The organism is Clostridium estertheticum, from assembly GCF_011065935.2.
In the GTDB taxonomy this organism is placed as follows: domain Bacteria; phylum Bacillota; class Clostridia; order Clostridiales; family Clostridiaceae; genus Clostridium_AD; species Clostridium_AD estertheticum_A.
The window spans coordinates 1204542-1229437 of record NZ_JAAMNH020000001.1 but is presented as its reverse complement, the minus strand read 5'-3'; the positions used below and the strand labels follow the sequence as shown (position 1 = coordinate 1229437).

Annotated in this window: 27 protein-coding genes; 3 read left to right on the top strand and 24 right to left on the bottom strand. The window is 37.0% G+C overall.

Annotated elements, in window-relative coordinates; all coding sequences use genetic code 11:
- Positions 1 to 78 precede the first annotated feature (78 nt).
- From G9F72_RS05660 to G9F72_RS05630, 7 genes are all read right to left on the bottom strand, one after another.
- Positions 79 to 924 (bottom strand): MurR/RpiR family transcriptional regulator, encoded by an 846-nt coding sequence (locus G9F72_RS05660; protein ID WP_164958841.1) that lies wholly within the window; start codon positions 922 to 924, stop codon positions 79 to 81.
- 20 nt (positions 925 to 944) lie between these two features.
- A complete protein-coding gene (locus tag G9F72_RS05655) occupies positions 945 to 2033 on the bottom strand; it encodes a DUF871 domain-containing protein (RefSeq protein WP_164958840.1) in 1089 nt (362 codons plus the stop codon).
- Positions 2034 to 2113: 80 nt separating this feature from the next.
- Positions 2114 to 3475, bottom strand: coding sequence for a PTS transporter subunit EIIC (locus G9F72_RS05650; RefSeq protein WP_164958839.1), 1362 nt, complete (start codon positions 3473 to 3475; stop codon positions 2114 to 2116).
- A gap of 16 nt (positions 3476 to 3491) precedes the next feature.
- Positions 3492 to 4397, bottom strand: coding sequence for an N-acetylmuramic acid 6-phosphate etherase (gene murQ / locus G9F72_RS05645; RefSeq protein WP_164958838.1), 906 nt, complete (start codon positions 4395 to 4397; stop codon positions 3492 to 3494).
- Between the two features lie 255 nt (positions 4398 to 4652).
- On the bottom strand, positions 4653 to 4919 hold the full coding sequence (locus tag G9F72_RS05640) for a hypothetical protein (protein WP_164958837.1): 267 nt from the start codon (positions 4917 to 4919) through the stop codon (positions 4653 to 4655).
- Positions 4906 to 6012: a hypothetical protein gene (locus tag G9F72_RS05635; protein WP_164958836.1), complete on the bottom strand. Its 1107-nt coding sequence runs from the start codon at positions 6010 to 6012 to the stop codon at positions 4906 to 4908. The genes G9F72_RS05640 and G9F72_RS05635 overlap by 14 nt, the downstream gene beginning before the upstream one ends.
- Positions 6013 to 6515: 503 nt before the next feature.
- Positions 6516 to 7430 carry a choline kinase family protein gene (locus G9F72_RS05630; protein WP_164958835.1) on the bottom strand — a complete coding sequence of 305 codons (915 nt, stop codon included), beginning with the start codon at positions 7428 to 7430 and terminating at the stop codon, positions 6516 to 6518.
- 345 nt (positions 7431 to 7775) lie between these two features.
- Between G9F72_RS05630 and G9F72_RS05625 the strand changes: the two genes are divergently transcribed.
- The 3 genes from G9F72_RS05625 (at position 7776) to G9F72_RS05615 (ending at position 11116) form a co-directional block, all read left to right on the top strand.
- A complete protein-coding gene (locus tag G9F72_RS05625) occupies positions 7776 to 8915 on the top strand; it encodes a 1-propanol dehydrogenase PduQ (protein WP_187356095.1) in 1140 nt (379 codons plus the stop codon).
- A 237-nt stretch (positions 8916 to 9152) separates the two neighbouring features.
- Positions 9153 to 10349 (top strand): sensor histidine kinase, encoded by a 1197-nt coding sequence (locus tag G9F72_RS05620; RefSeq protein ID WP_164958834.1) that lies wholly within the window; start codon positions 9153 to 9155, stop codon positions 10347 to 10349.
- Entirely contained in the window at positions 10346 to 11116 is a 771-nt protein-coding gene (locus tag G9F72_RS05615; protein ID WP_164958833.1) for a response regulator, read from the top strand. Before G9F72_RS05620 ends, G9F72_RS05615 begins: the two co-directional genes overlap by 4 nt.
- Before the next feature lie 70 nt (positions 11117 to 11186).
- Here the strand turns inward: G9F72_RS05615 and G9F72_RS05610 are convergent, their stop codons facing one another.
- The 17 genes from G9F72_RS05610 to cutC form a co-directional block, all read right to left on the bottom strand.
- A complete protein-coding gene (locus G9F72_RS05610) occupies positions 11187 to 11840 on the bottom strand; it encodes a (Fe-S)-binding protein (RefSeq protein WP_164958832.1) in 654 nt (217 codons plus the stop codon).
- A 169-nt stretch (positions 11841 to 12009) separates the two neighbouring features.
- Positions 12010 to 12309: an ethanolamine utilization microcompartment protein EutM gene (gene eutM / locus G9F72_RS05605; RefSeq protein ID WP_164958831.1), complete on the bottom strand. Its 300-nt coding sequence runs from the start codon at positions 12307 to 12309 to the stop codon at positions 12010 to 12012.
- Positions 12310 to 12419: 110 nt separating this feature from the next.
- Positions 12420 to 12719, bottom strand: coding sequence for an ethanolamine utilization microcompartment protein EutM (gene eutM, locus G9F72_RS05600; protein ID WP_164958830.1), 300 nt, complete (start codon positions 12717 to 12719; stop codon positions 12420 to 12422).
- 20 nt (positions 12720 to 12739) lie between these two features.
- A complete protein-coding gene (locus tag G9F72_RS05595; protein WP_164958829.1) occupies positions 12740 to 13390 on the bottom strand; it encodes a phosphate propanoyltransferase in 651 nt (216 codons plus the stop codon).
- 1 nt (position 13391) lies between these two features.
- A complete protein-coding gene (locus G9F72_RS05590; protein ID WP_164958828.1) occupies positions 13392 to 14936 on the bottom strand; it encodes an acetaldehyde dehydrogenase (acetylating) in 1545 nt (514 codons plus the stop codon).
- Between the two features lie 44 nt (positions 14937 to 14980).
- Positions 14981 to 15670: a BMC domain-containing protein gene (locus G9F72_RS05585; RefSeq protein ID WP_164958827.1), complete on the bottom strand. Its 690-nt coding sequence runs from the start codon at positions 15668 to 15670 to the stop codon at positions 14981 to 14983.
- Between the two features lie 31 nt (positions 15671 to 15701).
- A complete protein-coding gene (locus G9F72_RS05580) occupies positions 15702 to 16352 on the bottom strand; it encodes a cupin domain-containing protein (protein ID WP_164958826.1) in 651 nt (216 codons plus the stop codon).
- Positions 16353 to 16422: 70 nt separating this feature from the next.
- Positions 16423 to 16971 carry a BMC domain-containing protein gene (locus G9F72_RS05575; protein WP_164958825.1) on the bottom strand — a complete coding sequence of 183 codons (549 nt, stop codon included), beginning with the start codon at positions 16969 to 16971 and terminating at the stop codon, positions 16423 to 16425.
- A 1-nt stretch (position 16972) separates the two neighbouring features.
- Positions 16973 to 18301 (bottom strand): 4Fe-4S dicluster domain-containing protein, encoded by a 1329-nt coding sequence (locus G9F72_RS05570; protein WP_164958824.1) that lies wholly within the window; start codon positions 18299 to 18301, stop codon positions 16973 to 16975.
- 11 nt (positions 18302 to 18312) lie between these two features.
- Positions 18313 to 18576: a EutN/CcmL family microcompartment protein gene (locus tag G9F72_RS05565; RefSeq protein WP_164958823.1), complete on the bottom strand. Its 264-nt coding sequence runs from the start codon at positions 18574 to 18576 to the stop codon at positions 18313 to 18315.
- On the bottom strand, positions 18570 to 18875 hold the full coding sequence (locus G9F72_RS05560) for a BMC domain-containing protein (protein WP_164958822.1): 306 nt from the start codon (positions 18873 to 18875) through the stop codon (positions 18570 to 18572). Before G9F72_RS05560 ends, G9F72_RS05565 begins: the two co-directional genes overlap by 7 nt.
- 15 nt (positions 18876 to 18890) lie before the next feature.
- A complete protein-coding gene (eutJ, locus tag G9F72_RS05555) occupies positions 18891 to 19736 on the bottom strand; it encodes an ethanolamine utilization protein EutJ (RefSeq protein ID WP_164958821.1) in 846 nt (281 codons plus the stop codon).
- Complete coding sequence (locus G9F72_RS05550; RefSeq protein ID WP_164958820.1) at positions 19718 to 20398, bottom strand: ethanolamine utilization protein; 681 nt, start codon at positions 20396 to 20398, stop codon at positions 19718 to 19720. Before G9F72_RS05550 ends, eutJ begins: the two co-directional genes overlap by 19 nt.
- Before the next feature lie 12 nt (positions 20399 to 20410).
- A complete protein-coding gene (locus tag G9F72_RS05545; protein ID WP_164958819.1) occupies positions 20411 to 20860 on the bottom strand; it encodes a EutP/PduV family microcompartment system protein in 450 nt (149 codons plus the stop codon).
- Entirely contained in the window at positions 20857 to 21210 is a 354-nt protein-coding gene (locus G9F72_RS05540; RefSeq protein ID WP_164958818.1) for a BMC domain-containing protein, read from the bottom strand. The genes G9F72_RS05545 and G9F72_RS05540 overlap by 4 nt, the downstream gene beginning before the upstream one ends.
- 43 nt (positions 21211 to 21253) lie before the next feature.
- Positions 21254 to 22204 (bottom strand): choline TMA-lyase-activating enzyme, encoded by a 951-nt coding sequence (gene cutD / locus G9F72_RS05535; RefSeq protein WP_164958817.1) that lies wholly within the window; start codon positions 22202 to 22204, stop codon positions 21254 to 21256.
- Positions 22205 to 22322: 118 nt separating this feature from the next.
- Positions 22323 to 24872: a choline trimethylamine-lyase gene (gene cutC, locus G9F72_RS05530; protein ID WP_164958816.1), complete on the bottom strand. Its 2550-nt coding sequence runs from the start codon at positions 24870 to 24872 to the stop codon at positions 22323 to 22325.
- Positions 24873 to 24896 lie beyond the last annotated feature (24 nt).

Here is a 24896-nt window from a genome sequence, read left to right as displayed (position 1 = left end):
AGCACTTACACCAATTGGTATTATTATTATTGAATAATCATGTGAAATTATGTGAAATTGAGGAAGCTTATTATACCCCTACTTATACATTTCTTTAACTGCTTCTCTTGTTTCAATTAATTTTTCCTCTACTTCTTTTATATTATTTCTAACCATTCCTATAAATAACATGTCTATTATTGCTAGCTGTGATATTCTCGAGTTCATTGCACCTTCCCTCAAAGATTTTTCTACTGCTGGCACACGTAACACCACATCTGAGAGATCAGCTATCTTATTATTTACACTAGCCTTTGTTATTGCTATTACTGGAACTTTCCTTTTTTTTGCATTCTCTACACATTTGATAACTTCCCTTGTTTCACCTGAATAGGATATTGCTATTGCTACATCACCTGGTTCCATTAATATAGATGTTGTTATTTGCAAATGGGTATCTGTATGTGATATGCATCTCTTATTTATTCTGCTTAACTTATAATAAAAATCTTGACCTACTAAAGCTGATACTCCTACACTAAAGATATATATGTTTTTTGCATTTATAAGCAGTTCTATTGCCTTATCTAGGTCTTCTTCACTTAACAAATTAACTGTCTCCTGCATAATAGAATCTATTGAATTTTTTATTGTATAAATTATATTTTTTGTTCCTAAATCTTTATCTAGATATTGAAACTCAGTAGCTTGATCCATCTTATCTAAACTTATATATAATTTAAGCCTCATTTCATTTAAGCTGTTGAACCCTATTTTTTTAGCAAACCTAACAACTGTTGGAGCCGATGTTTTTGTAATACACGCTATATCCTTAGCGGACATTGTTATAATACTTTCCTTAGTTTCTAATAAATAATCTGCTATTAATTTTTCACTATCTGTAAAGCTATCGTAATTTTGCTTTATATACTGTAATACATTCATAATCTCGCATCCCTATTAAATTAGATTTTAACTCTATTTATTATATTAAAGTAAAATTTCTTACCACCCTTTATATATTTTAATAGATAAATATCCTTTTGTAAAACAGAAGCTACAACATTTGTCCTATAATCACCCTTTTGGCTGCATTTTAATATTTGCAATTCCCCCATATATCTCATGTAATTTTCGTTATCTATAGTGATATCTCCATAATTCTTATCTACTGTATTTAATGCCTTTATTTTATCTCCCTTAAGAAGTAATCTACTTTCACTAGCTCTTATAGCGTCTCTAGCCTCATCTGTTCTATTGGTGTAAGTTTCATTAAGTAATCTTAGGGTTACACTATCATATTCTTTTAATTCTATACAAAGCTCTACTGCATCTGGACTTAGAGCTGATAAATCCTCTAATTCTCTTTTGCTTGGTAGTGAATCTCCAATAAATATAGATTTATTTCCCAGGATATATAAATGATTTGCAGCTTCTCGTACCTCTATACCTCTATGATCTTCTAAGCTAGGCAATCCATCACGTACAGGACCTCTTTTTCTATTATTGGATCCTACAAAAGCAGAAGCTCTAATTCCTCTTTTACTTAAAATAGTATTTTTCTCTTTCATACATTCTTCTGAAATACCCGTACCTACTCTAGGGTAAAAATTATGTAATGCATCAACATTTTTATAGTTAGGCGAATATATATCTAGATTTTCAAAAAACTCTTCAGTTATTGTGGATGCATTTAGTTGAATTTTAATACCATAAGGATTTTGGGTCATTTTAGATATTTCTTCTACTGTATATCCAAAATCTATTCTTATAGTCTTAACCCCCATATAGCCGAGTCCCTTCAAATCCATATCATTCAAGTCTAAAAACTTAAAAGTATTAGGAGAAATATCACTTATTATATCCATATTATATTTTTTAGCTAACTTAAAAAATTCACGCGCCTCAGTCTTTAAGATGCTATAATCTGCCTCCGGTACATGAAGTGAGGTAAATATTCTAGTAAACCCCAGTTCATGAGCATCCTTTAACAACTTTATATTTTCTTCCCTTGTATTGTCCAGCCCAAAATAAATTGAAATACCGTAACTCATAAAAATTCCTCCTTAAAATCATTATTAACTTTAATTTATAAAAAGACCCTTTCGGGTCTTTTTATAAACTCTCTAACCTTTTAATCCACTGGATCTTCAAAGCCTAATATGCTAGTAAAGAAATATCCACCTGCATATGATACTAATACTCCTATTAAAAATACTCCCATTTTTCCATTTGCAATTAATAATGCCAGTGGTAATCCTGATACACCAATTGCAACGGCTCCTACCTTAAATAATGCCATCACCGCTCCACCTACTGCTGCTCCAAGACAAGCCCCAAGAAATGGCTTTCCAAGTGGTAATGTTACACCATATATTAATGGTTCTCCTATTCCTAAAAACCCCGGTACTAATCCATTTTTAGCTACCTTCTTTAATCTTTCATTTTTCGTTTTTCGGAGTACTGCGATCGTTGCTCCTACTTGTGCCATTCCAGCTGTTGCGAGTATTGGAAGTAATACTGTAAATCCAACATTAGCTATTAAATCTGCATGTATTGGAGTTAACGCTTGGTGCATTCCAGTCATAACCAGTGGTAAAAATAGCCCTCCCGATATTGCTCCTGATATAACTGATATTAATATATTATCTGATGCTATTGTTTGTTTTACTACGAGTCCTATACTATCTGAAATAAATCCACCTATTGGTTGAAGTATTAATAATGCTACTAAAACTGAAATTGTAAGTGTAACCAGTGGTGTAACGAATAAATCTAATACATCTGGCACAAATTTTCTACAAGCCTTTTCAATATAACAAGCTAAAAGCACTACTAGTATTACTGAAATAATTCCCCCACGTCCTGGAGTTAATGCTTTTCCAAAAAGGGTTATCTTTGCAAGTGCTGTTGATGAAAGAATTCCACCTAATACTCCACCCATCATTGGCATTTGTGAGCCGAATTCCTTAGCTGCATTTACTCCAACTAAAATTGATAGAATAGAGAATACACCATTCCCTATAAGTCCTATTATTTGAGCTGCTGTTGTGGCTTTATACGCATTACCAAAGTAAACTCCTGCTATATTATTTACTGCAAGGACTAGTCCACAGGCAACGAATAATGGTATTAATGGAATAAATATACTTCCTAATCTTTTAAGCATATTTTTAAACTTAGTATTATTCTTTTGTTTTAATTTAGTTTTAGTTTCTGCTACTGCATCTTCCCCTATAACTATATTTTTTCCAAGTATTTTACTTACCTCTTCAGTTACCTTATTTACCTTTCCTGGTCCATAAATAACTTGTAGCTGTCCCTCGTCTTCAACTACCCCAAGAGCTCCTTCAGATTTTTTTATTTCTTCTATTTTTGCCTTTGAATAATCTTTAAGTTCTAGTCTACAACGGGTCATACAATGTGTAACAGATTTTATATTACTTTTTCCTCCAACCAGCTCCACTAAATTTTTAGCAATATCTATATTTGTCATAATATTTTCCTCCTTTTTAAATGTTTTTTAGCGCTTTTGCTATATATCCATTATTTTGATCTAATGTAATTTTCGCTTCCTTTTTATTAAGCTTTGATAATATCATGAATATTGCTAGCTTAACATCAAAATCTGTTTCATTTAATACTTCTGTTGCTTCTTCAATATCTATTCCCGTTGCTTCGCAAACTATTAGCTTAGCTCTCTGCGTTAATTTCTCATTTGTTGATTTTACATCTACCATAAGGTTGCCATATACTTTTCCTAGCTTTATCATAGCTCCTGTTGATAACATATTTAATACTAGTTTTTGAGCTGTTCCTGATTTGAGTCTTGTGGATCCTGTTACAACTTCTGCTCCAACTACCGGTGCTATTGATATTTTTGCGGTCTTTGAAACTTGTGAATTAGCATTACAAGTAACTGAAATTGTTAATGCTCCTATTTCATTTGCATACTCCAGGCCCCCTATAACATATGGGGTTCTACCAGATGCTGCAAGTCCTACTATTGTATCATTCTCTGTGATATTTTTATCCTTTAAATCTTTTACTGCCAATTCCTTGGAATCCTCAGCACCTTCCTTTGCTCTAAATATGGCTTCTGTACCTCCTGCGATAATACCTTGTACTATTTCTTCTGAAATTCCAAAAGTAGGTGGACACTCCGATGCATCCAAAATTCCAAGTCTTCCGGAAGTTCCTGCGCCTATATAAATTAATCTCCCACCTTTATTCATTCTTAAAGTTATACAATCTATGGCTTCTGCTATTTTAGGAAGTTCCACTTCTACAGCTTCAGCTACCTTTTTATCTTCATTATTTATTACTTTTACCATTTCTAAAGTTGAAATTCTATCTATGTCCATGGTATTTTCATTTCTACTTTCTGTAGTTAGTTTTTTTAAGTTTAATTTGTCCATATTTTACCTCCTATATTACTTATCATTTGTTTTTTGAAAACGTTTTATATTATATTCTTATATTAACATGTTTGAAATTGCGTTTCAAGCATTTTCGTAAAATATTTAATTTCATTTCATTTTATTTATTTTTAATTAGACCAAAATGGCCACATAGTGGATATTAACTCCATTACGTGGCCGATTGTGTCATAATTATTTTATTTTTTATATATACAATTTGAACTTATAGAATTCAAATCCTAAATCAAATTATTAATCTTTAATGTATTTATTAATTGTAACTGCCCCTTCTTCATTTGCATGATAGTAAACCCTTAAGACATTGGCTTTATCCATTTCAAACCTAGTTTCTTCAAGGAGACCATTAGCTTCAGCTGTCATTAATGCTGTGATTACATCATCTCTGTTAAGGGCTTTGAAATTACAATATTCGCCTTTTAAAACTTCAATAACGTCTTCAGCGCAAGCTTCTTTAACTTTTGTAAAATGCTTCAAAATCGCATAGTTAAGCGCTTTCATACATATTTACCTCCTTTTTTTTGAACAAATCCATTGGATTCATAGAGATTACTAAGATACCAAATACCATTAATAAAGCAGCAACCCAAGCGATAGGAGGTAATGACCAGCCTTTCATACCGTTGAATACACCAAGTATTATCCAGCAGCAGAATGGTCCCCAGAATGAGTATGTACCATTACACGCCATTCCGAGAGCGGCACCGCACATACTGTTACCCTTATACCAGCTCATATATGAAACGAATGCACAAAGACCACTTAAGGCAAACCAAATCATAGCAGGACCACTTGTAAAGGCCTGAACAACAAGGCCTGTTGAAAGCTTAGTACTACCTGCCATCATACCAAAAATAGGGATTAAAATAATTAAGTTTGAAATACCTGATATTGTCTGACGTATAGTAATACCAATCTCAGAGTCAATCATAGATGTACCGTAACCAGCTACACAACCTTCAAAACCCCAACCAAGAGCAGCGATGAAAGCAATACAAACACCCAGGAACATACCTTTTGGTGCATCTCCAGCAATGCTTGTACTTCCAATCATAAAACTAGCAATAACACAAATAGCAATACCTAACATCATACGCTTGTTTAATTTTTGTTTGTATAATATTCTACCTAAAATAGCACCAATAGCTGGGCAAAGGGCAGTAATAGGAATAACAATTGATCCAGCCATCTGAAGACCAACAACATATGCTGTGCTGGAAATAGGACCTCCTATAAGAGCTGCTAAAATCATTACACGACCTGGGGTAGTATTAATACATCTAAAGAAATCCCCAAGCTTACCTTTAAACCCTGCATAAAGTAATGCCCAAACAGCACTACAAGTATCATTTACCGCACTACCAATTGCACCTAGTAAATATGTGATAGCAAAAGCAGATAAACCGGCTGTGTTAAGACCATACCAGTCACCCCAAACCCCTTTAGACATACCTAAGGTCAAAAATGCTGAATAGAATCCATACATAAGACCTGAGAATAAAGCGATTGAGATACCCTTTTTGTAAAATTGTGATGTTAACTTCTTTTTAGCAGCAACTGCAGACGCATTAACTGCTACTGTCACTTCGCTCATAAACAAAACCCCCTTCTTTTAAATACTTTTAATTTAATATCATTAAATTATAATTTGTAATGACCATTTTTATAATTTCTTTCATTTCATAAAAATGCTCCTCCATTATTTTCACATAGTCATTAGAAATTTTTTTGCAGAGTTTATTTAACCTTATTGAACAAAAAATCAGAAACCGTTTTCTTTAGCAATATTTTGCCACCTGTAGCTTACTATTACACCCTATTATTAATATAGCTTAATAATCATTTTTTTCATGGCATAAAGTGCAATATTTTAATGCATTATATCCGCCAGTTTTTTGAGGTTTTTGTACTATCGTTACTTTATTGCACTAATAGTTTTAATCAAGTCGCTATAAGAGGAAATCATCTCCATTGTTGTTTGTTTAGCAAAAAAAAATCACCCCATTGAATGGACACAACTCTTTCTCAGTTGTATCTATTCAATGGGGTACAGTTCAGATATAAAAACAAACTTTCAAAAACAACCGTTATGGCTTTCTAATTCTTTACCATATCGGCAATGGAATAATCTGACGAAACAGTGATTGCCCTTATATTCTTCTGAAAACGTTCGTATCTGACACTGCAGTAGTCGAGAAAATCGTCGCCGCTGTAATGTCTAATCATGGCCCATACCATCCAAAGCAAATCCTGCGCCATCATAAAGCATTTTATTTTTAATACTTCTTCTGACGTCAAAAGTTGGCCATAGTAGTCCAAAAGAAAATATTGAATTGCCTCTTCGGTCAATCTTGATTCAAGAATATATGCAGCCACATCCCAGCTTGGGTCGTTCATTCCAGAATATTCCCAGTCTACTAGGTAAGTTCTGCCATTGTCACCCACCACAAAGTTTTCAGGTACTGTGTCGTTATGACAGGGAACAGATATTGTATTTTTAATATTCTTTTTCATAAAATCAAGCAATTGCTTTTTCAATTCAGCGTAGTCAAAGAAAAAACCTCCATTAAGCTCTTGAATAATCTGTTCATATTTAGTAAGCTCCATTTGCCAATCAAAGGTATTTGGAAAATGATTTGGGTTGAAATGGCTTTTTTTAAGCAGACCAGAAACAGCTCTCAAATTTGTGATAGAGCACGGATCCGAAATCGCAATGTTTTTGCTATTTTTAATGTATACACTGATTTTAATCCCGCTTACCTCATCAAAATAAACGCACTCAGAATTCAAACCAAACTCCGTGGCCATGCGATTGTTGATCTTTTCAATTTTTCGGTCGATCATCTCATTGGTCATGCCGCCCGGTTGCCTTACAACATATTCTATCCCCTTAATATTCATAAGATAGTTATAATTGGTAAGTCCGCCAGCAAAACGTGATTTGTCGAATATAATGCTATCATCATTAAAAACCAGTTGCAGTTTTTTTTGTACTAATTCTTCCATTTTCATTAATAATTCCACCACTCATATATCTATTTATTACTTTATAATAGTCTATTACACAGATTCATACTTGTAAAGGGTATTTTAGCAGAATAAATGCTTAATATTTTATTATTATAGCATATTTATATCTCAAAAAAGAAAAAACGGAAAAATTACAACTTTAAAGTAGCAATTGTACAATAAAATCAATATTGTACAATTGCTACTTTTAACTGGATACAATAGTGCTAAAACTATATATTGAATCTGCAATAAACTAATTGTTTTGCATGATATCATATATTATCGGTAATTTAGATTAATAAAAATAAGGCTTACTATAGTAGCAAAAAATAGGAGGTAAAAATCATGGAAGACAATTTTAAACTGAAATCCAAGGTTTATTTTAATAAACAATCCATACAGGTTTTAGAACAGATTACTGGCTCCCGAGCATTTATTGTTTCAGATTCCATAATGGAAAAGCTAGGATATCTTCAAAATGTGGTAGATTACCTGTTAAAAGCTGGAATAAGCTCTGTTGTTTTTTTTGGGGTGCGCCCTGATCCTGATGTCAATGTAATTGCGGAGGGACTTAAGCTATACGGAGAAAGCGATGCTGATGTCCTAGTTGCAATGGGCGGAGGCTCAGCTATTGATACTGCCAAGGGAATTCTGTATTTTTCGTGGAAGTTAGAGAGCTCCGCGGGTCGTGAAATGAAAAAACCACTATTTATTGCGATTCCCTCTACAAGTGGAACGGGCTCGGAAGTAACGGACTTCGCCGTTATTACTTCCGGTGTGGAAAAGGTAGTCATCGTAGACGAGTTTATCGCACCAGACATTGCCATACTTGACTCTACCTGTATTCAGCATGTTCCTACTCGGGTGGTGGTGGATACGGGCATAGATGTTCTGGTTCATGCCATCGAGGCCTATGTTTCTACAAACGCAACGGACTTTACAGATGCTCTTGCAGAAAAGGCAGTCAAACTGATCTTCGAGAACATTGAGAAACTTTATAAAGACGTGAAGGATTCCGATGCCAGAGATCGTGTTCAAAACGCTTCCTGCATGGCAGGAATGGCATTTACAAATTCGAATCTTGGCATCAACCACAGTCTATCCCACGCCATAGGTGCAACTTTTCACATTGCGCACGGTCGCTCCAATGCGCTATTACTTAATGCGGTGATGGAATACAACGCCGACTTAAGGGGAAGTGCCAACGATTATGCTACGATCAGATACGCAAAACTGGCAACGATTCTGCAACTTCCGGCCCGGACTCACCGTGAAGGAGCTGTTAATTTCATACAAGCTGTAGGTAGACTGAAAAAAGCACTTGGGGTGGAAGATAATATTCGTGCTCTTGGAATTGATCAAAAGGAGTTTGAAAGCGCTCTGGATCATATGGCCGAAACAGCCTTGCTTGATAGGTGTACTCCCACGAGTCCCAGACAGCCTTCTAAGGAAGATCTGATTAGTATTTATAAAAAGTGTTATTGACAAATATTGAGGGAAAATAAAAAAAGGCAAAAACCTAAGTTTTACCCTCTCTTTTTTTCGACAAAATAATCCAAAATAACATAGGATTAGTTATTTACTTTTATACTATTGTACATTATACTAATAATAATTAAAAAGCCATACCCAGATTCAAAAGAGATTTTCCTGCCTATAGAACTTCACATAATTTACTTCTTTTGAATATAAATTACATGGCGGAAAAGGTGTGCTGAAAGCATGAATAAAACTAATAATCTGCTGGAAAAATTAATAGCCTCCAATAACTTATATACACGCTATATGAGTATTTTATCACTGTCAGATCTTCCAGTGTTTTTGATAGATACAAATGGCGATATTTTATTTGAGTTTATTCCATCTCCCCATTTTTGTACCTATATGTGCCAGGAAAGTATAGGTCAGGTATGCACCGACTACAGATGTAGGCTTAAGCCTAACGCCCAGGATAGATTCGTTTGTAGGCATGGGCTTGAAAACATCCTTTACCCAATAATGGTTCAGGATGAGATTTTGGGTTATGTAGCTGGAGTACAATCATATTTGCAAGGTAACGAATATCAAAAACTCATGATTAATGTCCAGTCCCTAGAAGAGGCAAAAGGTCCGGAATTGGAGTTTATCGCCAAATCGATTTCCTCGCTTAAAACCGTGGAATCAAATAAAATTCAAATACATGAGCAGTTGTGCGGTCATATTGCTAAAAATATTTCTCTCGACTTATCCCAAAGCATAAGTCATGCAAATCTAGATGTAAGGTTATCTATTGAAAGGGAAATACTAGAGAAAAAGATTAACGATCTAGAAGCGAAAAACATGTCTCTGATGGTTAATCCACATTTTTTGTTTAATACCTTGAACTGTATCGCCCGCATTGCGTATTTTGAGCATTCCCAAACGGAGGAGCTTATCTATTGCCTTTCCGATTTGCTCAGGTACAATTTAAAGCAAGATAACCAGCTTCATACCATCGGTGCCGAAATTGACAACATGACAAAATATCTGTATATCCAAAAGGTAAGATTTAAAAACCGTCTGGTGTATGACACCGACATCCCTGAGAATATTAAGTCTTACAGAATCCCCAACATGGTGATTCAGCCCATTGTTGAAAACGCTGTAATCCACGGCATCACTCCCAAGCGTGACGGAGGCAAAATTAGTATTTACGCGGAAATATATAAAAACGAGATCGTTATTTCTATTATGGATAATGGAAACGGTTTTCCAAAGGATTTTTTGCAGAACACGCAACAATTAGAAAATAAATCGGGTTTAGGGTTTTGGAATACAGACAAGCGTTTAAAACAATATTACGGAGAACAATATGGACTTAAAATAGTAAAGTCTGATTATAGTGGAAGTACCGTTACCATAACTATTCCCACCCAGCCTATTGGGAGGTTAACGCCATGAGTGTGGTCTTGATTGTAGAAGATGAAATGCTTGAACAAGATTTCCTCAAAACAGTTGTGCTTGAGGAACTTTTACCGGAGGATAAACTACTGACCTGTGAAAGCGGAGTTGAGGCCGTAAGGCTTGCAAAGCAGTATCGACCGGATATTATCATAATGGATGTGATGATTCCTGAAATGGATGGTCTAAGCGCCATTGAGGAAATCAGAAAATTTCTACCTAACGCTTGTATTACCATTTTGTCCGCATACTCGGACTTCCCCTATGCACAGAAAGCCATTAAACTTCGGGTTTTTGAATACCAATTAAAGCCTATCAAACCCACCATCTTCAAAGAGATTTTCCGCAAAATGCTGGACTCGGCAGGCGAATGTCATGTGCTGTTGGATGAAATTCCTGAAGAAAAGATCACAGAACGTAAGGAATATCTTCATAGCTTTATAGAGGAATCTGTAAAATATATTAAAGAGCATTTTAGGGAAAGATTGACTTTGGAAATGCTTGCATCTAAGGCTTTTATGAATCCAAAATATTTCAGCCATGTTTTTAAAAAGGATACAGATGTGGCATTTACAGATTATGTTAATAATCTGAAAATTCAATATGCTTGCAGGTTACTGGAGACAACTAATTATCCGGCTTATCGTATTTCAATTGAATGTGGCTTCTCGGATCCATCTTATTTTAACAGGGTATTCTGTGCGAAGATGAACATGACACCCAATACCTATAGAAAATGTGAATGTGCGTCAAAATCCAAGGATTGAATGTGATAGTATAATTATATGAAACATCTATAAACACAAATAAGGCTTGTATAAGCCTTATTTGTGTATTTTAATGTGCCTCAATAAAGTCTTCCATCTGTTTGTGCCAACCCTGAGTTTCATAATTATCTGTTAGTGTATCTTCGCTAAACAACAAATCAATAATAAATCGTGGTTTTTTGCCTCCAATATACATGGATTTGATGCAGGAAACACAAGAAACCACAACTTCCTCACAAGGCATTTGCTGTGCACGTTTTTTCATAAACTCATTGACTTGTTCTACAGGCAACTTTCCATAAAAATTGTCCCCACAACAAATTGATTTGGCTCGTGTTAATTCAGGCTCAATAATTTTTATATTCATTCTCGCTAACAATTTGCGAATGGCGTTCAGGTATCTTTCCTCTGTGCGACTGTAACAAGTATCTTGTACAGCCATTTCTACGCCTTTATAGTCAGGAAAATTAAAAGTCACACTATCGGCCAGTACCTCCCAAAATAATACCGTTGTGATTCCTTCATATAATTCTCTATAACTTTTGTCACAGGCTGAACATACAGTAATTACTCGTGTACCGTGCTCCAATTTAGCATCGTGAAAACAACAAGTCAAAAGCGTGGGCATCTCGCCAAACTCTGAGACTATAACCATTTTAAGTTTATCTACAAGTACCGGTTTGTATAACATCAAAGTGCAGCCTGGTGCAAATACTTGATTCATAATTTTGCTCTCCTTTAATTTGGAACTTGCAGTCCTTTTAGGACGCTCATTTTACTTTTGACAAAAAAATCAGGGCTGTTACAGCCTAAAAAGTTTTAGTGTTGTAACAGTCCCACAGTTAATAACTAGCCATTATTTTAATAATGGCGTTTAAATGACGATCTTTAATCTATTTTACATCTTCTTCTCTCTTTGTTGTTTTAGGAAGTATAGCTTCAACTTCAGCATGTGGACGAGGGATAACATGAACAGAAATCAGTTCGCCTACGCGCTGAGCTGCAGCAGCACCAGCATCAGTTGCTGCCTTTACAGCACCTACGTCACCTCTAACCATTACTGTTACTAGACCACCACCAACAAATTCCTTACCAACTAGGTAAACATTTGCAGCTTTCACCATCGCATCTGCAGCTTCAATAGCTCCAACTAAACCCTTTGTTTCAATCATTCCTAATGCATCATATTTCATTTTTATTTCCTCCTAATTTTTTATTTATATTTATAATTTTTTACAGTAGAAAATTACACCACTATTATTCCAATATAATTTATATGAGTTACTCTAATGATGGTCAGAATCTATTTTGCCTCTTCTTCCATCTTTACCATTTTAGGAAGAATACCTTCAACTTCAACATGTGGACGAGGGATAACATGAACAGAAACCAGTTCTCCAACACGCTGAGCTGCAGCAGCACCAGCATCAGTTGCTGCCTTTACGGCACCTACGTCGCCTCTTACCATTACTGTTACTAGACCACCACCGACAAATTCTTTACCAACTAAGTAAACATTTGCAGCTTTCACCATTGCATCCGCAGCTTCAATAGCTCCAACTAAACCCTTTGTTTCAATCATTCCTAATGCATCATATTTCATTTTTATTTCCTCCTAATTTTTTATTTTGTAATTGTAATTTTTGATAAGGAATTAAGACTCATAGCATTTGCTTCTTCTGTGTCAATATGACATTCTAGTGCAGAAGCATCATTTGCTCTAACGACAACATTATTGTAAATACCACCGCGTGGTCCATTAATCTGAATGGATACCATCTGTCCGTCATGCACGCCGAAACGCTTAGCGTCTTCAATGGTCATATGAATGTGTCTTTGTGCAACAATCAAACCTTCTGTAGTCTGAACAGATCCCTTGGGACCAATTAGCGTAATTCCGGGTGTTCCCTGTAAATTCCCTGATAGCCTTGCTTGTGAAACGGTGCCAAGTTTAAAGGAATCTCCTGTCAAAACTTCCACCTGCGTCTTACTACGCACTGGACCAAGAATTCTAACTTTCTCAATGGCGCCCTTTGGACCGCAGATTGTCACTGTTTCTTTACATGCATACTGTCCAGGCTGTGACAAATCTTTACTTTTTGTCAACTGATATCCTTCCCCGAACAGACTGTTTACATCTGCCTGCGAGAGGTGAATATGGCGATTGGAAACCCCAACTGGTATTTCATACATATGCTCTTTCACATCAGCAAAATTCAAGTTAGATTGAGCCGCCTCCAGTAAAAGCTTCAGGACAGCATCATACTTTTCCATTTTAGTTGGCTCCCTTCATTGCATTTACTAGTTCATTTACCAGCTTCAAAAGCTTTTCATTATCAGTGCAATCGTTCTTAGATGCAGCTGCATATGAGTCAGGACTTATAGAACCGCATGCTACGGCATTCTGAACTCCACAACTACCAGAGAATTCAGGGTGATTAAAAGTCGGATCTGCGGAAGCTAATGTACTGCAATCCCTAATGCCATATGCAACTCTTTTTATATTAATCAAATGCATTGGAGTAACATTTTCTGAAACAGAACTTCCTCCCCATGTACCGCAACCTAGTGTAAATGAAGGTATAAGTCCTGTGCTTGCACCGGTACCACCTTGGGTTCCACCAGTATTGACTAAAATACGAGCTGCTGGTTTTTTAGCAAACTTCATTACAATATCTCTGTCTTCTGTATGAATACTCATAGTGTGTCCGATTCCGTTCTGAAGTAATTTGATGCTAAGCTCGCATGCCTCGTGCCAATCTTTCACTGTATAAAAAGCTAATACCGTTGTGAGTTTTTCGAAGGACAGCGGATAAGCCTCACCAACATCTTGCTGCTCACCTATAAGAACCTTAGTTCCCTCAGGAATGGAAATACCTGCAGAAGTCGCAATAACCTGAGGAGATCTTCCTACGAATTTGGCACTCATAGTGTGTCCATTCTTAAATAACAAAGCACAAACTTTTGCAGTTTCTTCAGCTGTCATAAAATAACCGCCCTGCTTCTTAAGTTCAGCCACTACTTGATCATGGTTGCACTCTTCAACAATTATAGACTGTTCAGATGCACAAATAGTTCCATAGTCAAAAGTCTTACTTGCCATAATATTCCTAACTGCTTGCGCAACATTAGCAGTTTTCTCAATATAAGCCGGAGAGTTACCAGCACCAACACCCAATGCAGGTTTACCCGCACTATAAGCGGCCTTTACCATTCCTGGGCCACCAGTTGCAATAATTAGAGCAACTTCTTTACATTTCATTAACTCATTTGTAGCCCCAATAGATAGGGTAGAAAGACTACTGATAATATTGGCAGGCGCTCCTGCCGCTACTGCAGCGTCATTCATAAGGTTTATTGCCTTCATTGTACATTTTAGTGCAGCAGGATGTGGTGAAAACACAATTGCATTACGTGACTTAACTGCAATTATTGCTTTGAAAATAGCAGTTGATGTTGGATTTGTAGAAGGTACAATTCCCATTATCAAACCAACTGGCTCAGCAATATCAATTACCTTTTCAACCTCATCTTCGCGAATAACACCAATGGTCTTCATATCTTTAATGGCATTATACACCAAAGTAGAAGCCATATGATTTTTATAAGTCTTATCCTCAACTTTTCCAAAACCAGTTTCTTCAACGGCCATCTTGGCTAGACAAACTGAATTTTCTTCTGCTACCTTTACCATATTGCACAAAATCCTATTTATTTGCTCTTCGGTATAATCAGCAATCTGCTCTGCCGCAATTTTTCCGAGTCTTGCCAGATTTCTTGCTTCTTGTACGGAACGTAAATCATAATCCATATTCTCCAATTAATACCCCTCCATTCTTTTTCTCATAAAGTTCTATAACTACCTTAATTATTTCCGTAATATTTTCTGAACTCTGTAAGCAGGAGTATTTTATTAGCCTTAGAAACTCTCCTTCCTGCGATACCAAAGTTTTTATATTGACGGGCTAAATTTCGAAGTTCTATCACTTTAAACTTGCTCAGAATCTTAATAGCTTCTTCCAAACCGTATTCAAGTACCATCTTATCTACAGCTTCCTTATTATACAACTCACACAAATCCACTTCTAAAGAAGTAGCTGTTTTTTCTGCTAAGAATTCCGTACCTTCTGAATCTTCCACTACTAAATTTTCAAATACTATTTCTTCACCTTCAACAGGAACCTCTACAGTGTCTTCTTCAATGATTTCAACTTTTACTTCCTCTTCGGATTCAGTTTTTGCTGACACATCAGTTGAGATTTCTACATTTTTCAGCGGTGCTGCGGGTATAATCATCTTTTCCAATTCCTCATGAGGACGGGGAATCACATGCTCTGAAACCAGAAGTGCGCTATTTATTTTTCTAACTGCTGCTCCACCAGCCTCTACAGCTGCTTTCACCGCACCTACATCTCCAGTTACAATAATTGAAACAAGACCTCCACCTACATATGTCTTTTCCAAGAGATTCACATCCGCCGCCTTGAGCATAGCATCTGCACTCTCAATAGCTGCAATGAGTCCTTTTGTTTCTATTAACCCAAGTGCCTGCATTCCTAACCCTCCTTACCTTCCATCAAACTTTCTAATGCGTAGCATAGAATGCTTTCATCTTGTCAGGTGAACCAAATGCTAATTTAGCTCCCTTAGGGAAGAATACTGAGTCACCAGGTTGTGCAGTATAAACCTTTCCGTCAACTGTTACTACCAATGTACCTTCCACAACGTGGTAAAGCTCTTCGCAAGTTGTTTCCCAGTCGAAGCTGCAACCTTCAATTGTAATAAATCCTGCATTCATTGAACAACCGTCTTCGGCATTGATAATTTCCTGATAGACTACTTTGTCATTAGGATTTCCAGTATCAAAAACATCCATCCTTACTGACTTACCACGAACGATTTTCAAACCACCACAATCCTTCTCAGAAATATATGGCTTGTCAGACACTGCATCAAAGATTCCACTTAAAAGTCCTTTATCCATCATAGCCTTGAATACCTTATATATCATATCTTTGTCCAGTTCACCCTCACTGACTTTTGCCGGCTCAGACACTTTTACTTCACAAGAACTCTTTACCTCACATACATGAGCTTCCGTAGAAAACTCTATTCCACAATCTCTTGCTGCGTCTTTTGCTGCTGGAGTAATAATTGTATTACTATCAATATAAAATACCTTTTGTCCTTGCTTTTCAACATCATGAATATCTTTTACACAAATTAATTTTTTCATTCTTTCACATCCTTACATTTATTGGTATAGTCATTTAAAACATCTTCTTATATATATAAGTTCTGATATATTAGAACAAAGATGACAATAATCTGTCAGAGGGTGAAGCTATAACCTCTGCATTTACAAGCAGTCCTTTCTCTATTGCAATAGCCTTTCCTGTTTCAATACCGGTTTCAACCGCAGCCACATCTCCGGTAAAAGTAAAGAATGACTTACCGCCTAGTCCATTTCCAAGTCGTAGCTCTAGCGGCTGTATATCAGCAGCTTTCAAGATTGCATCAGCTGCGATAACCATGGTTGAAAGGGAGAAAGACTCCATAATTCCTAGTGCTTGAATTTCATCTGGCATGGTTGCACCTGTTATTGCCGGGAAAACTAAAGGACTGACATTTGGTATAACAATAGAATCAACCAAAAATTCTTCTGCCATTTTTTCACCAACACTCACTGAATCTTGAACTGATGCAACATCTCCCTGGACAATAACTATATACTTTCCGGGGCAAACAGAACTGGCTGTAACTATTTCTACATCAGCAATTTTTAACATCTGATCTGCTGCATATATACCACGTGCAATACTTGTAAATTCAACCATCCCTATTGCTATGGACATATTAATCCCTCCTTATTACAATAAAATCATTTCCACACTCCACAATGGTTCCTGAAATGCTTGCATGAATTGCAGCACCTAAACTACCTTCAGGAATTTTGCCGATTAGCTGTCCCATTTGCACATGATCGCCAAGATTAACAAGGTTCAATGCAGGTGCCCCTACATGTTGTCTTGTTGCAATATGTACTAATTCAGGTTTTATTTCAACTTCCGTCATAGGAGCCGGCTTGTCAAAATCATGCAAACCTAGTCTTGCAATAAGACGCTTACTTGGAACCAAACGATACTCACGGCTTTTTCGGGAAGTGAATTCTGACTGCATTGGCTTATACCTTATATTCTGCAGGGCTAATTTCTCTTTAAAATAGAGATTTGCAGATTTCGGATAAAGTCCTACTGGGCAAGAGAACAATTCACATAAATTACACTGACAGCATAGCTGTGCGCTCTTCTGACCTTCAACATCTGTTAATGCATAATTTAAAGCTGTCATCATCTTGTGTGGTTGCACATTATGTCCAATAAGAAAGCGAGGACACATATCCGTACACATACGGCACTGCTCACAGGAAGCTCTATTCACTCTTCTTGCCTGTTCTATATTCATAGATTTCTTGCGAATCAGAGCATGCTGTTTTTTCAAAATTACAAATCCCTTATTTTTCTTTGTAATATATCCATCAATATTACTCATAACAGGACCCATCATAGGACCGCCATCAATAATGGCATAACCTTCAAAATTTTCTATACCACTTTGCCTTAGCACATCTATAATAGGTGTGCCAACTGGCACTTTTATGGTCAAACTTTTAGGTATATCTCCTGCAACTGTGATATATTTTTCTGTAACTGGCTCTCCCATAGAAGCATTGTAAATATTTAATACCGTTTCTGTATTTACTACTACACATCCAACCTGAATTGGGATACCCATTTCAGGAACAACTCTTCCTGTAAGTTCATAAACAAGAACTTGCTCATCACCTACAGGGTAAATATCCGGAAGCTCTTTCACTTCAACGAAATCACCTACCTGCAACGTCTCAATCCTATCTCTCAAAATAGAAATCGCTTCTTTATGCTTTCCTTTAACACCTATAAGAGCTTTACTAGCGCCAATAAACTTTCCAGCTGCAACAAATCCTTTAATTATTTCATCGGGAAATAGTTTCATCAACTGCTGGTCCACCCTCAGTAGCGGTTCACATTCAGCTCCGTTAAGAAGAATATATTCAGACTTTGATGCTAGTTTTACATGGGTAGGGAATCCTGCACCCCCTGCACCAATAACACCAGCTTCTCTAACCATATCAAGAAGACTCATTCTAACCCCTCCTATACAACTTTGCAATCATCATCAACGATTCCGATAACAACTGCATCAACTGGGATATCATCATCACCGAGCATTCGGCGAGCCGATGAGCCTGTGCATACAATAACCCTGTCTCCAATACCGGCACTGATGATATCTACAACAATCAACCGCTGACCAGCACTTGTGCCGCCAATTACTTCCGCCAGCATAAACTTTAGTCCATTAAGTGATTCTGCTTTTCTTGTTGCCCAAACACTATCAATCAGTTTCGCTATTAACATAAATCTTTCTCCTTTTCTAGCTTTCGTTTAATCTCCACAATGGCAGACTCAACAGATGCAGTATCGCCAAAAATCGCAATCATTATCATGTTCTGAGGACAACTTCCTCTAATATCTTCTACTGTGACACCAACTGCCTTTTCAGCAATATCAGCTGCGCAAATCATCTCTATCATTCTCCCCTGCACAAGACCAACTGCATCAACACAAATCTTTTCTTTGTCGACGCCTGTCCCCATTCGGCGCATAAGAATATCTATAGTACCTGGTGTTGGGGATTTAATAATTCGAAACTCCATATCTAAGCCTCCCCCCTAAACTATACTTTCCTGAGTGCAACTAAGTGCTATTCCTAAAGGAGTTACAAACATAGGATTTTGAGGCTTGTGAGTAAAAATACCTGTTTGCTTCTCTATAATTTTTTCAATACCTGTTAGGCAGCATGTTCCGCCTACCAAACATATTTCCTTTACATCATACCCTTTGATATGCTGATTAATAATAGATGCAATTTTTTCAACTACAGGTTTAAGTACTGGTAAAAGTTCTTTGTGTTTTTGAGGATCACGCTTATATAATTCGCCCTGTGCAAAAGACATTTTATATGCACCCGAAACAACCAAGGAAAAATGGGTACCTCCTGTTGGCTCATCCGCAACGTAAACAACTTCTCCATCCTTTAGAATCGAAATTCCTGTTGTTCCACCGCCCACATCTACAACTGCACCATCCTGAATTTTAAGCACATTATTGGCAGCCGTAGATTCATCAAGCACGTTTGTAATTTCAAACCCAGCAGCCTGAACCACATTCTTAACTGCTCCTGAATCCAAAGCATCAGTCCCGGGAGGAATTGCAGCAGCTGCATAAATCAATTCTGTCCCTAATTTCTCCTCAATCTCTTGCTTTAGTTCTCTAACAATTTTAATTGCACCCATATAATCCACAACCATACCATCTCGAACTACATCTGCATATCTATAAGCACCTGCCACCGGTTTGTAGTTTTCATCTAAAACCGCTAAAACAACACATGCCGTTCCCAAATCAACTCCTGTATAGTAAACAGAAGATTTACCCACAATGGGATGTTTCACTACATCTTCAAAATCCCGAACAAGCCCATCACAGTATTCAAAATTTAACTTTTTCTCTGGCATTCTTTACCTCCTAAAACCGAGCAAATAATTTGTGACAAGGTATTAATAATCTGATTAACCTTGCTGATAACTTCACTACACAGGTCTTTATCTTTATCACTGCCCTCATATACTTCTAAAACAACCGGTTCAATTTCGCGAAGATCACACCTTAGTCTATGCAAAATTATAATCTTCCTTCCTTGCTTAAGCTGCATATGGGACTCTGTGATTTCAAAGCAATCATCCAAATCATCAGAAAAATTATCCACCTTTATCCCTGTGCACTCCGTGAGATTTAGGTTTTCCACAGGACCTTTCCCATCCACATGATTTTTAATGCAGGAGAACTGTTTACCTAAATTAATAACACTCTGGGCCAAAGAAGCATCCCCACTCAAAAGCTCTTCTTCATAAAGAAGGAACAATGCTTCCGTGGACTTCATCTTGCTACGGAGTTTCTTCTTTTTCCAAGTGTTCACTATCTCCGGTATTGCTGGTGCCTGTTTTACATTTACAGTGTTTTTCTTTGTATAAGGATCATTGTCATACATATTGATCCCCCGATCTGACAAGAACTGACGCGCTCCAGGCGTAAGTCTTGCTCCCGGTTCTATTTCATAGTTTGTAAAAGGTTCTTTTCTATTTAAATCCCGTAAATCATTTTCGGTAATAAATTTCATCTTACTCCCCCTTTACCCTTTTTTTTCAACATTAAATAAATATTCTTTCAAAGCACCGGTGCCCACCCCACTAGAAGCACTAATCTTATAATAAGGCTCAGATACTCCAATGCTTGCAAGCTGCCTCAAACACAATTCCTCATTTTCCGGCATTAAATCAATTTTCGTTATTACACCAATTACAGGACATCTAAATGCTTTAGCAAAGCCAGGGGAATACATATTACCGCACCTTGACTGATCAACTAAAATCAAAACATGGGATGCATCCTGCGCGGCTGCAATTAAATGTTTGTACATCCACGGGTTTTCAATATAAGAACCTGGAACATCTATAGTATTCACTCCATAAATCATATCTTGTGTTTTCCTGAGTGGTCCATCATAATCATTAAGGATATTAACCAATGTGGTCTTCCCACAACGTGAGGGTCCTATAACCATTACACGCTTCTTTCTCATGTTCTTGTAATAGGAGCTATTGTAAAGTCCAACAAATTTTTCAATGTATCATTTACCGCATTAAGTGCTGTTTCAACGCTCTGAACATCACCGGTAAGAATTAAAGAGCCAGTAAAACGATCTAGAAATCCAATTTCAACATTCGCTGCCTTTGTTGCAACATCAGCTGCAATAATAGCCGCTTCATATGGTGTTATAGTTAAAATTCCAATTGATCCTTTATCGTCTATCCCCAAGCGCTCATAAATGTCTGGCATGGGTGAGGCAATAACATGAGCGATTGTAACCTGCTTTCCAGGTACTGATTCTTCTATGACACGTTGTATACCTTTTTCACCAACTGTTCCCATAAAAGTTACCTCTCAATCTATTTTCTATTCTAATAATCATTTATTAATGTTTCATAACCACAACTGGAAAATCATATTTTTTAATCCAGCTCTCAATCCTGTTAAGGTCTTCACTGCTTAAGCTTGGATCTCCCTGTATTGGATACTCCATTTCTAATTGTGTGTACTTATTTACACCCATTTTATGATAAGGAAGCAAATCTATCCCTTTAAAGTTTTTGTAATCACGGAAAGGCATCAAAAATTCAATTACCTTCTCAATTTCATCCTGATTATCATTTATGCCTTTGAGCAAGGGCATTCTGACTTTAACATTGTACCTTCGCCTCAGAAGTTCCGTAAGGTTATCTAGTATTCGCTCATTGTGCACTCCTGTAAGCTTATAGTGACGCTGGGCATCAATGTGCTTTATATCAAAAAGGAATAAATCCGTGAACTCAGCAACCTGAAGTATTGATTCCAGTTTTGCATAGCCAGATGTTTCAATGGCAGTATTGATGCCTTCTTGCTTACATGCCATAAGTAAATTTGCTGCGAATTCAGGTTGCATAAGTACCTCACCGCCACCTAATGTAACGCCGCCACCTGAAACATCATAAAACACAACATCTTCTTCAATAATTTCCATAAGCTCGGAAACAGTTTTTACCTCTCCAACAATGGATATTGCAGACTCAGTACAAACTTCCTCACATTTTCGGCAACCTATACAATCAATGCTATGGTTTATCTCATGTTTTAGCTCTTTTGACATAGTATGTATGGAAACCGGACAAACCGTAGCGCAGGCACCGCAGTCAATGCAGGAGTCTTTTTTGAACATAACTTGATGTTTTCGTTCAAGTCCTTCAGGATTAGCACACCATTTGCAACGCAATGGGCATCCTTTAAAGAACACCAGTGTCCTTACTCCTGGTCCATCATACATATTGTATTTTTGCACATTGAAAATCAATGCTTTTCTTTCAATTACAGCTACCTTAGTATTGCTCATAACATCTAATCTCCTGTTCTAATAAATAATTCAACTGTGCCCAATTCTCTAGCATGCTGCGAAGCATAAGAGAATCGGGCCTCAGCTAAATCATTTTAAAGTCAATGGAATACCCTAATTAGAAATGTGTCAGCATAGTTCTACTGATAATTTCATCCTGAACATCCTTGCATAGTTCAACAAAGAATGCACTGTAACCTGCTACACGAACAATCAGATCACGATACTGCTGTGGATTCTTTTGTGCTGCAATCAATGTATCATTATCAAGGTAATTGAACTGCATCTCTCCATTGCCAAATACGCATGCAGTACGAAGTAATGTAAGAATACCTTCTTCGCCTTCTGGTGTATCAAGTAGTCCAGCCATAAGCTTAAAGTTATGAACCATTCCTATATTCATAGTGTCACAAGCCATCTTGGAAACAGATTTTATAATAGCAGTTGGTCCTTTATAATCCGCACCTTGAGTTGGACTGATACCATCAGATAATGGTGTCCAAGCATCACGGCCGTTAGCAGATGCACCAAGTAACTGACCAAAAGGTGTATTGTTTGAGATAGACAAAGTACCATGGCTTAGTACAGAATAAAGAGTCTTGTACTTTCTATGTTCTCTCTCTGTGAAGTTAATCAAATCAGAAGCAATCAAATCTACATAATCATCATCATTACCGTACTTAGGAGCTTTCAGGCAATCGCTTTTCATCTGTTCATATCCAACAAATTCAGCTTTTAATCCTTCATTTAGTTGCTTCAAAGTATATTTCTTCTCATCGAATACTAACTTCTTGATAGCAGCCATAGAGTCTGTATGAGTAGCAAGTCCTGACCATATAACACCAGGTCCGAAGTTGTACATAGCGCCACCAGCAGAAACATCCCTACCACTCTCCATGGTGCCCTCATACATTATGGACATAAGAGGCTTTGGAGCAAGTTCTCTGTGGACACGTTGAGAAATAACAGTAGCAACACTTGACCACTTTGTAATATATTTGATTTGTTCCTTAACAGCATTGTCGAACTGTTCATAAGTTTTGAAATTATCCAAGTCTCCCATATCAGGACAAACCTGCTTCTTATACCATAGTGGAACACCGTGGTTTAGAACTAATTCAATACATATTGGCCACTGGGTATAAGCAGTTGAAGTCCACTGATACAAACGACCTGATTTCTGAGGTTCAACACAACCCATAAGACAATAGTCCCTAGCATCTTCCATAGAAACACCTTTTGACAGCATCATCTTAATATGTGCATCATCAAAATGGCAAGCTGGGAATCCCATACCAGCACGAACAACGTCAACAATCTTCTTTAAATACTTCTTAGGTGACTTGTTGTGAATACGTGTAGCTAGGGATGGTTGATAAATTTTAACATGACGAACAGCATCCATCAGTAGGTAAGTTAGGTCATTTGTTGCATCAAGACCCTCACGAGTAACACCGCCAACACACATGTTTACAAATGGCTGATACCCTGCAAAGAACTTAGAACCGCCTTCACTTGTAACCCACATCATCTCAGACATTTTAATAAGCATACTACCAGCTAGTTCAAAGGCTTCAAACTCACTCATACGCCCTTGCTCTATATCTGCCTTGTAGAATGGATACATATATTGATCAACACGACCGATAGACATACCAGTTTGGTTCTCCTCAACTAGAAGCAATGACTCAATAGTCCAAACAGACTGAATTGCTTCCCAGAAAGTACGAGGCTTATGTGCAGGAACCCATGCATTTACTTCAGAAATCTTAAGTAACTCTGCTTTACGCTTAGGGTTTGTTTCCTTTGCAGCTAGCTGCGCCGCATGATCAGATAAACGCTTAGCATAAATCATAACTCCTTCAGTAGTGTCAATAACAGATTTATAGTAATAAATCTGTTCGATATCTTCTGGATTTTGGTAATCTAGTTTTTCCAAATGATCCTTTGCTTCCTTCTGAATATCTAGCATTCCCTTCTCCATAAGGATTACATCATATCCAGGGTTTGAATCTCCACCACCATTTATTGCATGGTAAGAGCAATCTGAAACATAAGATTCGCCAGATAGTTCCCAAAGGCCTGCCTCACGATACTGATCTTCACAGTATTCATCAACAGATTTTCCTTTCCAGAAAGGGAAAAGTTCTTCACGCATAAACTTTTTATCCTCTTCAGATATATAAAAAGGATCTTGAGAACGAGTTCCAATAGTATCAAGTTCATCTTCCATCCATCTCCATGCAATATCAGGAGAACAAGCTCCAGCACGAGGTGCGCCGCAAGGTGCCCCTACAATTAGTTCATCCTCTTGAATTACCAAAGGTGCTGTTTCACAAGAATATTTGAAGCTTTTGCCACGGAATATACTTTTAGGCATTCCAGGGTTTTCCTTTGCTATCTTAGTAATGGCACGAGCACGATGAGTTGTGATTGTAGGCGTCCATTTCATATAGTTATCTTTCAGTTTTTGCAGACGCTCTGTAATTCCATTTGGAACTTTTCCATCATTATCAGAAGTTGCTACATAAGTCATAGCATCTACTTTATCTGGTTTTGTAATTTCTTTTGAAACCCCTTCAAACATCTTCATTAAAGATGCTCGTTCTTCTGTAGACATATTTTTAGTCGCTTCTGCAAATTTATTTGAAAATTCACGAATATCCATAATTCTTACCCCTCATTCTTTCAT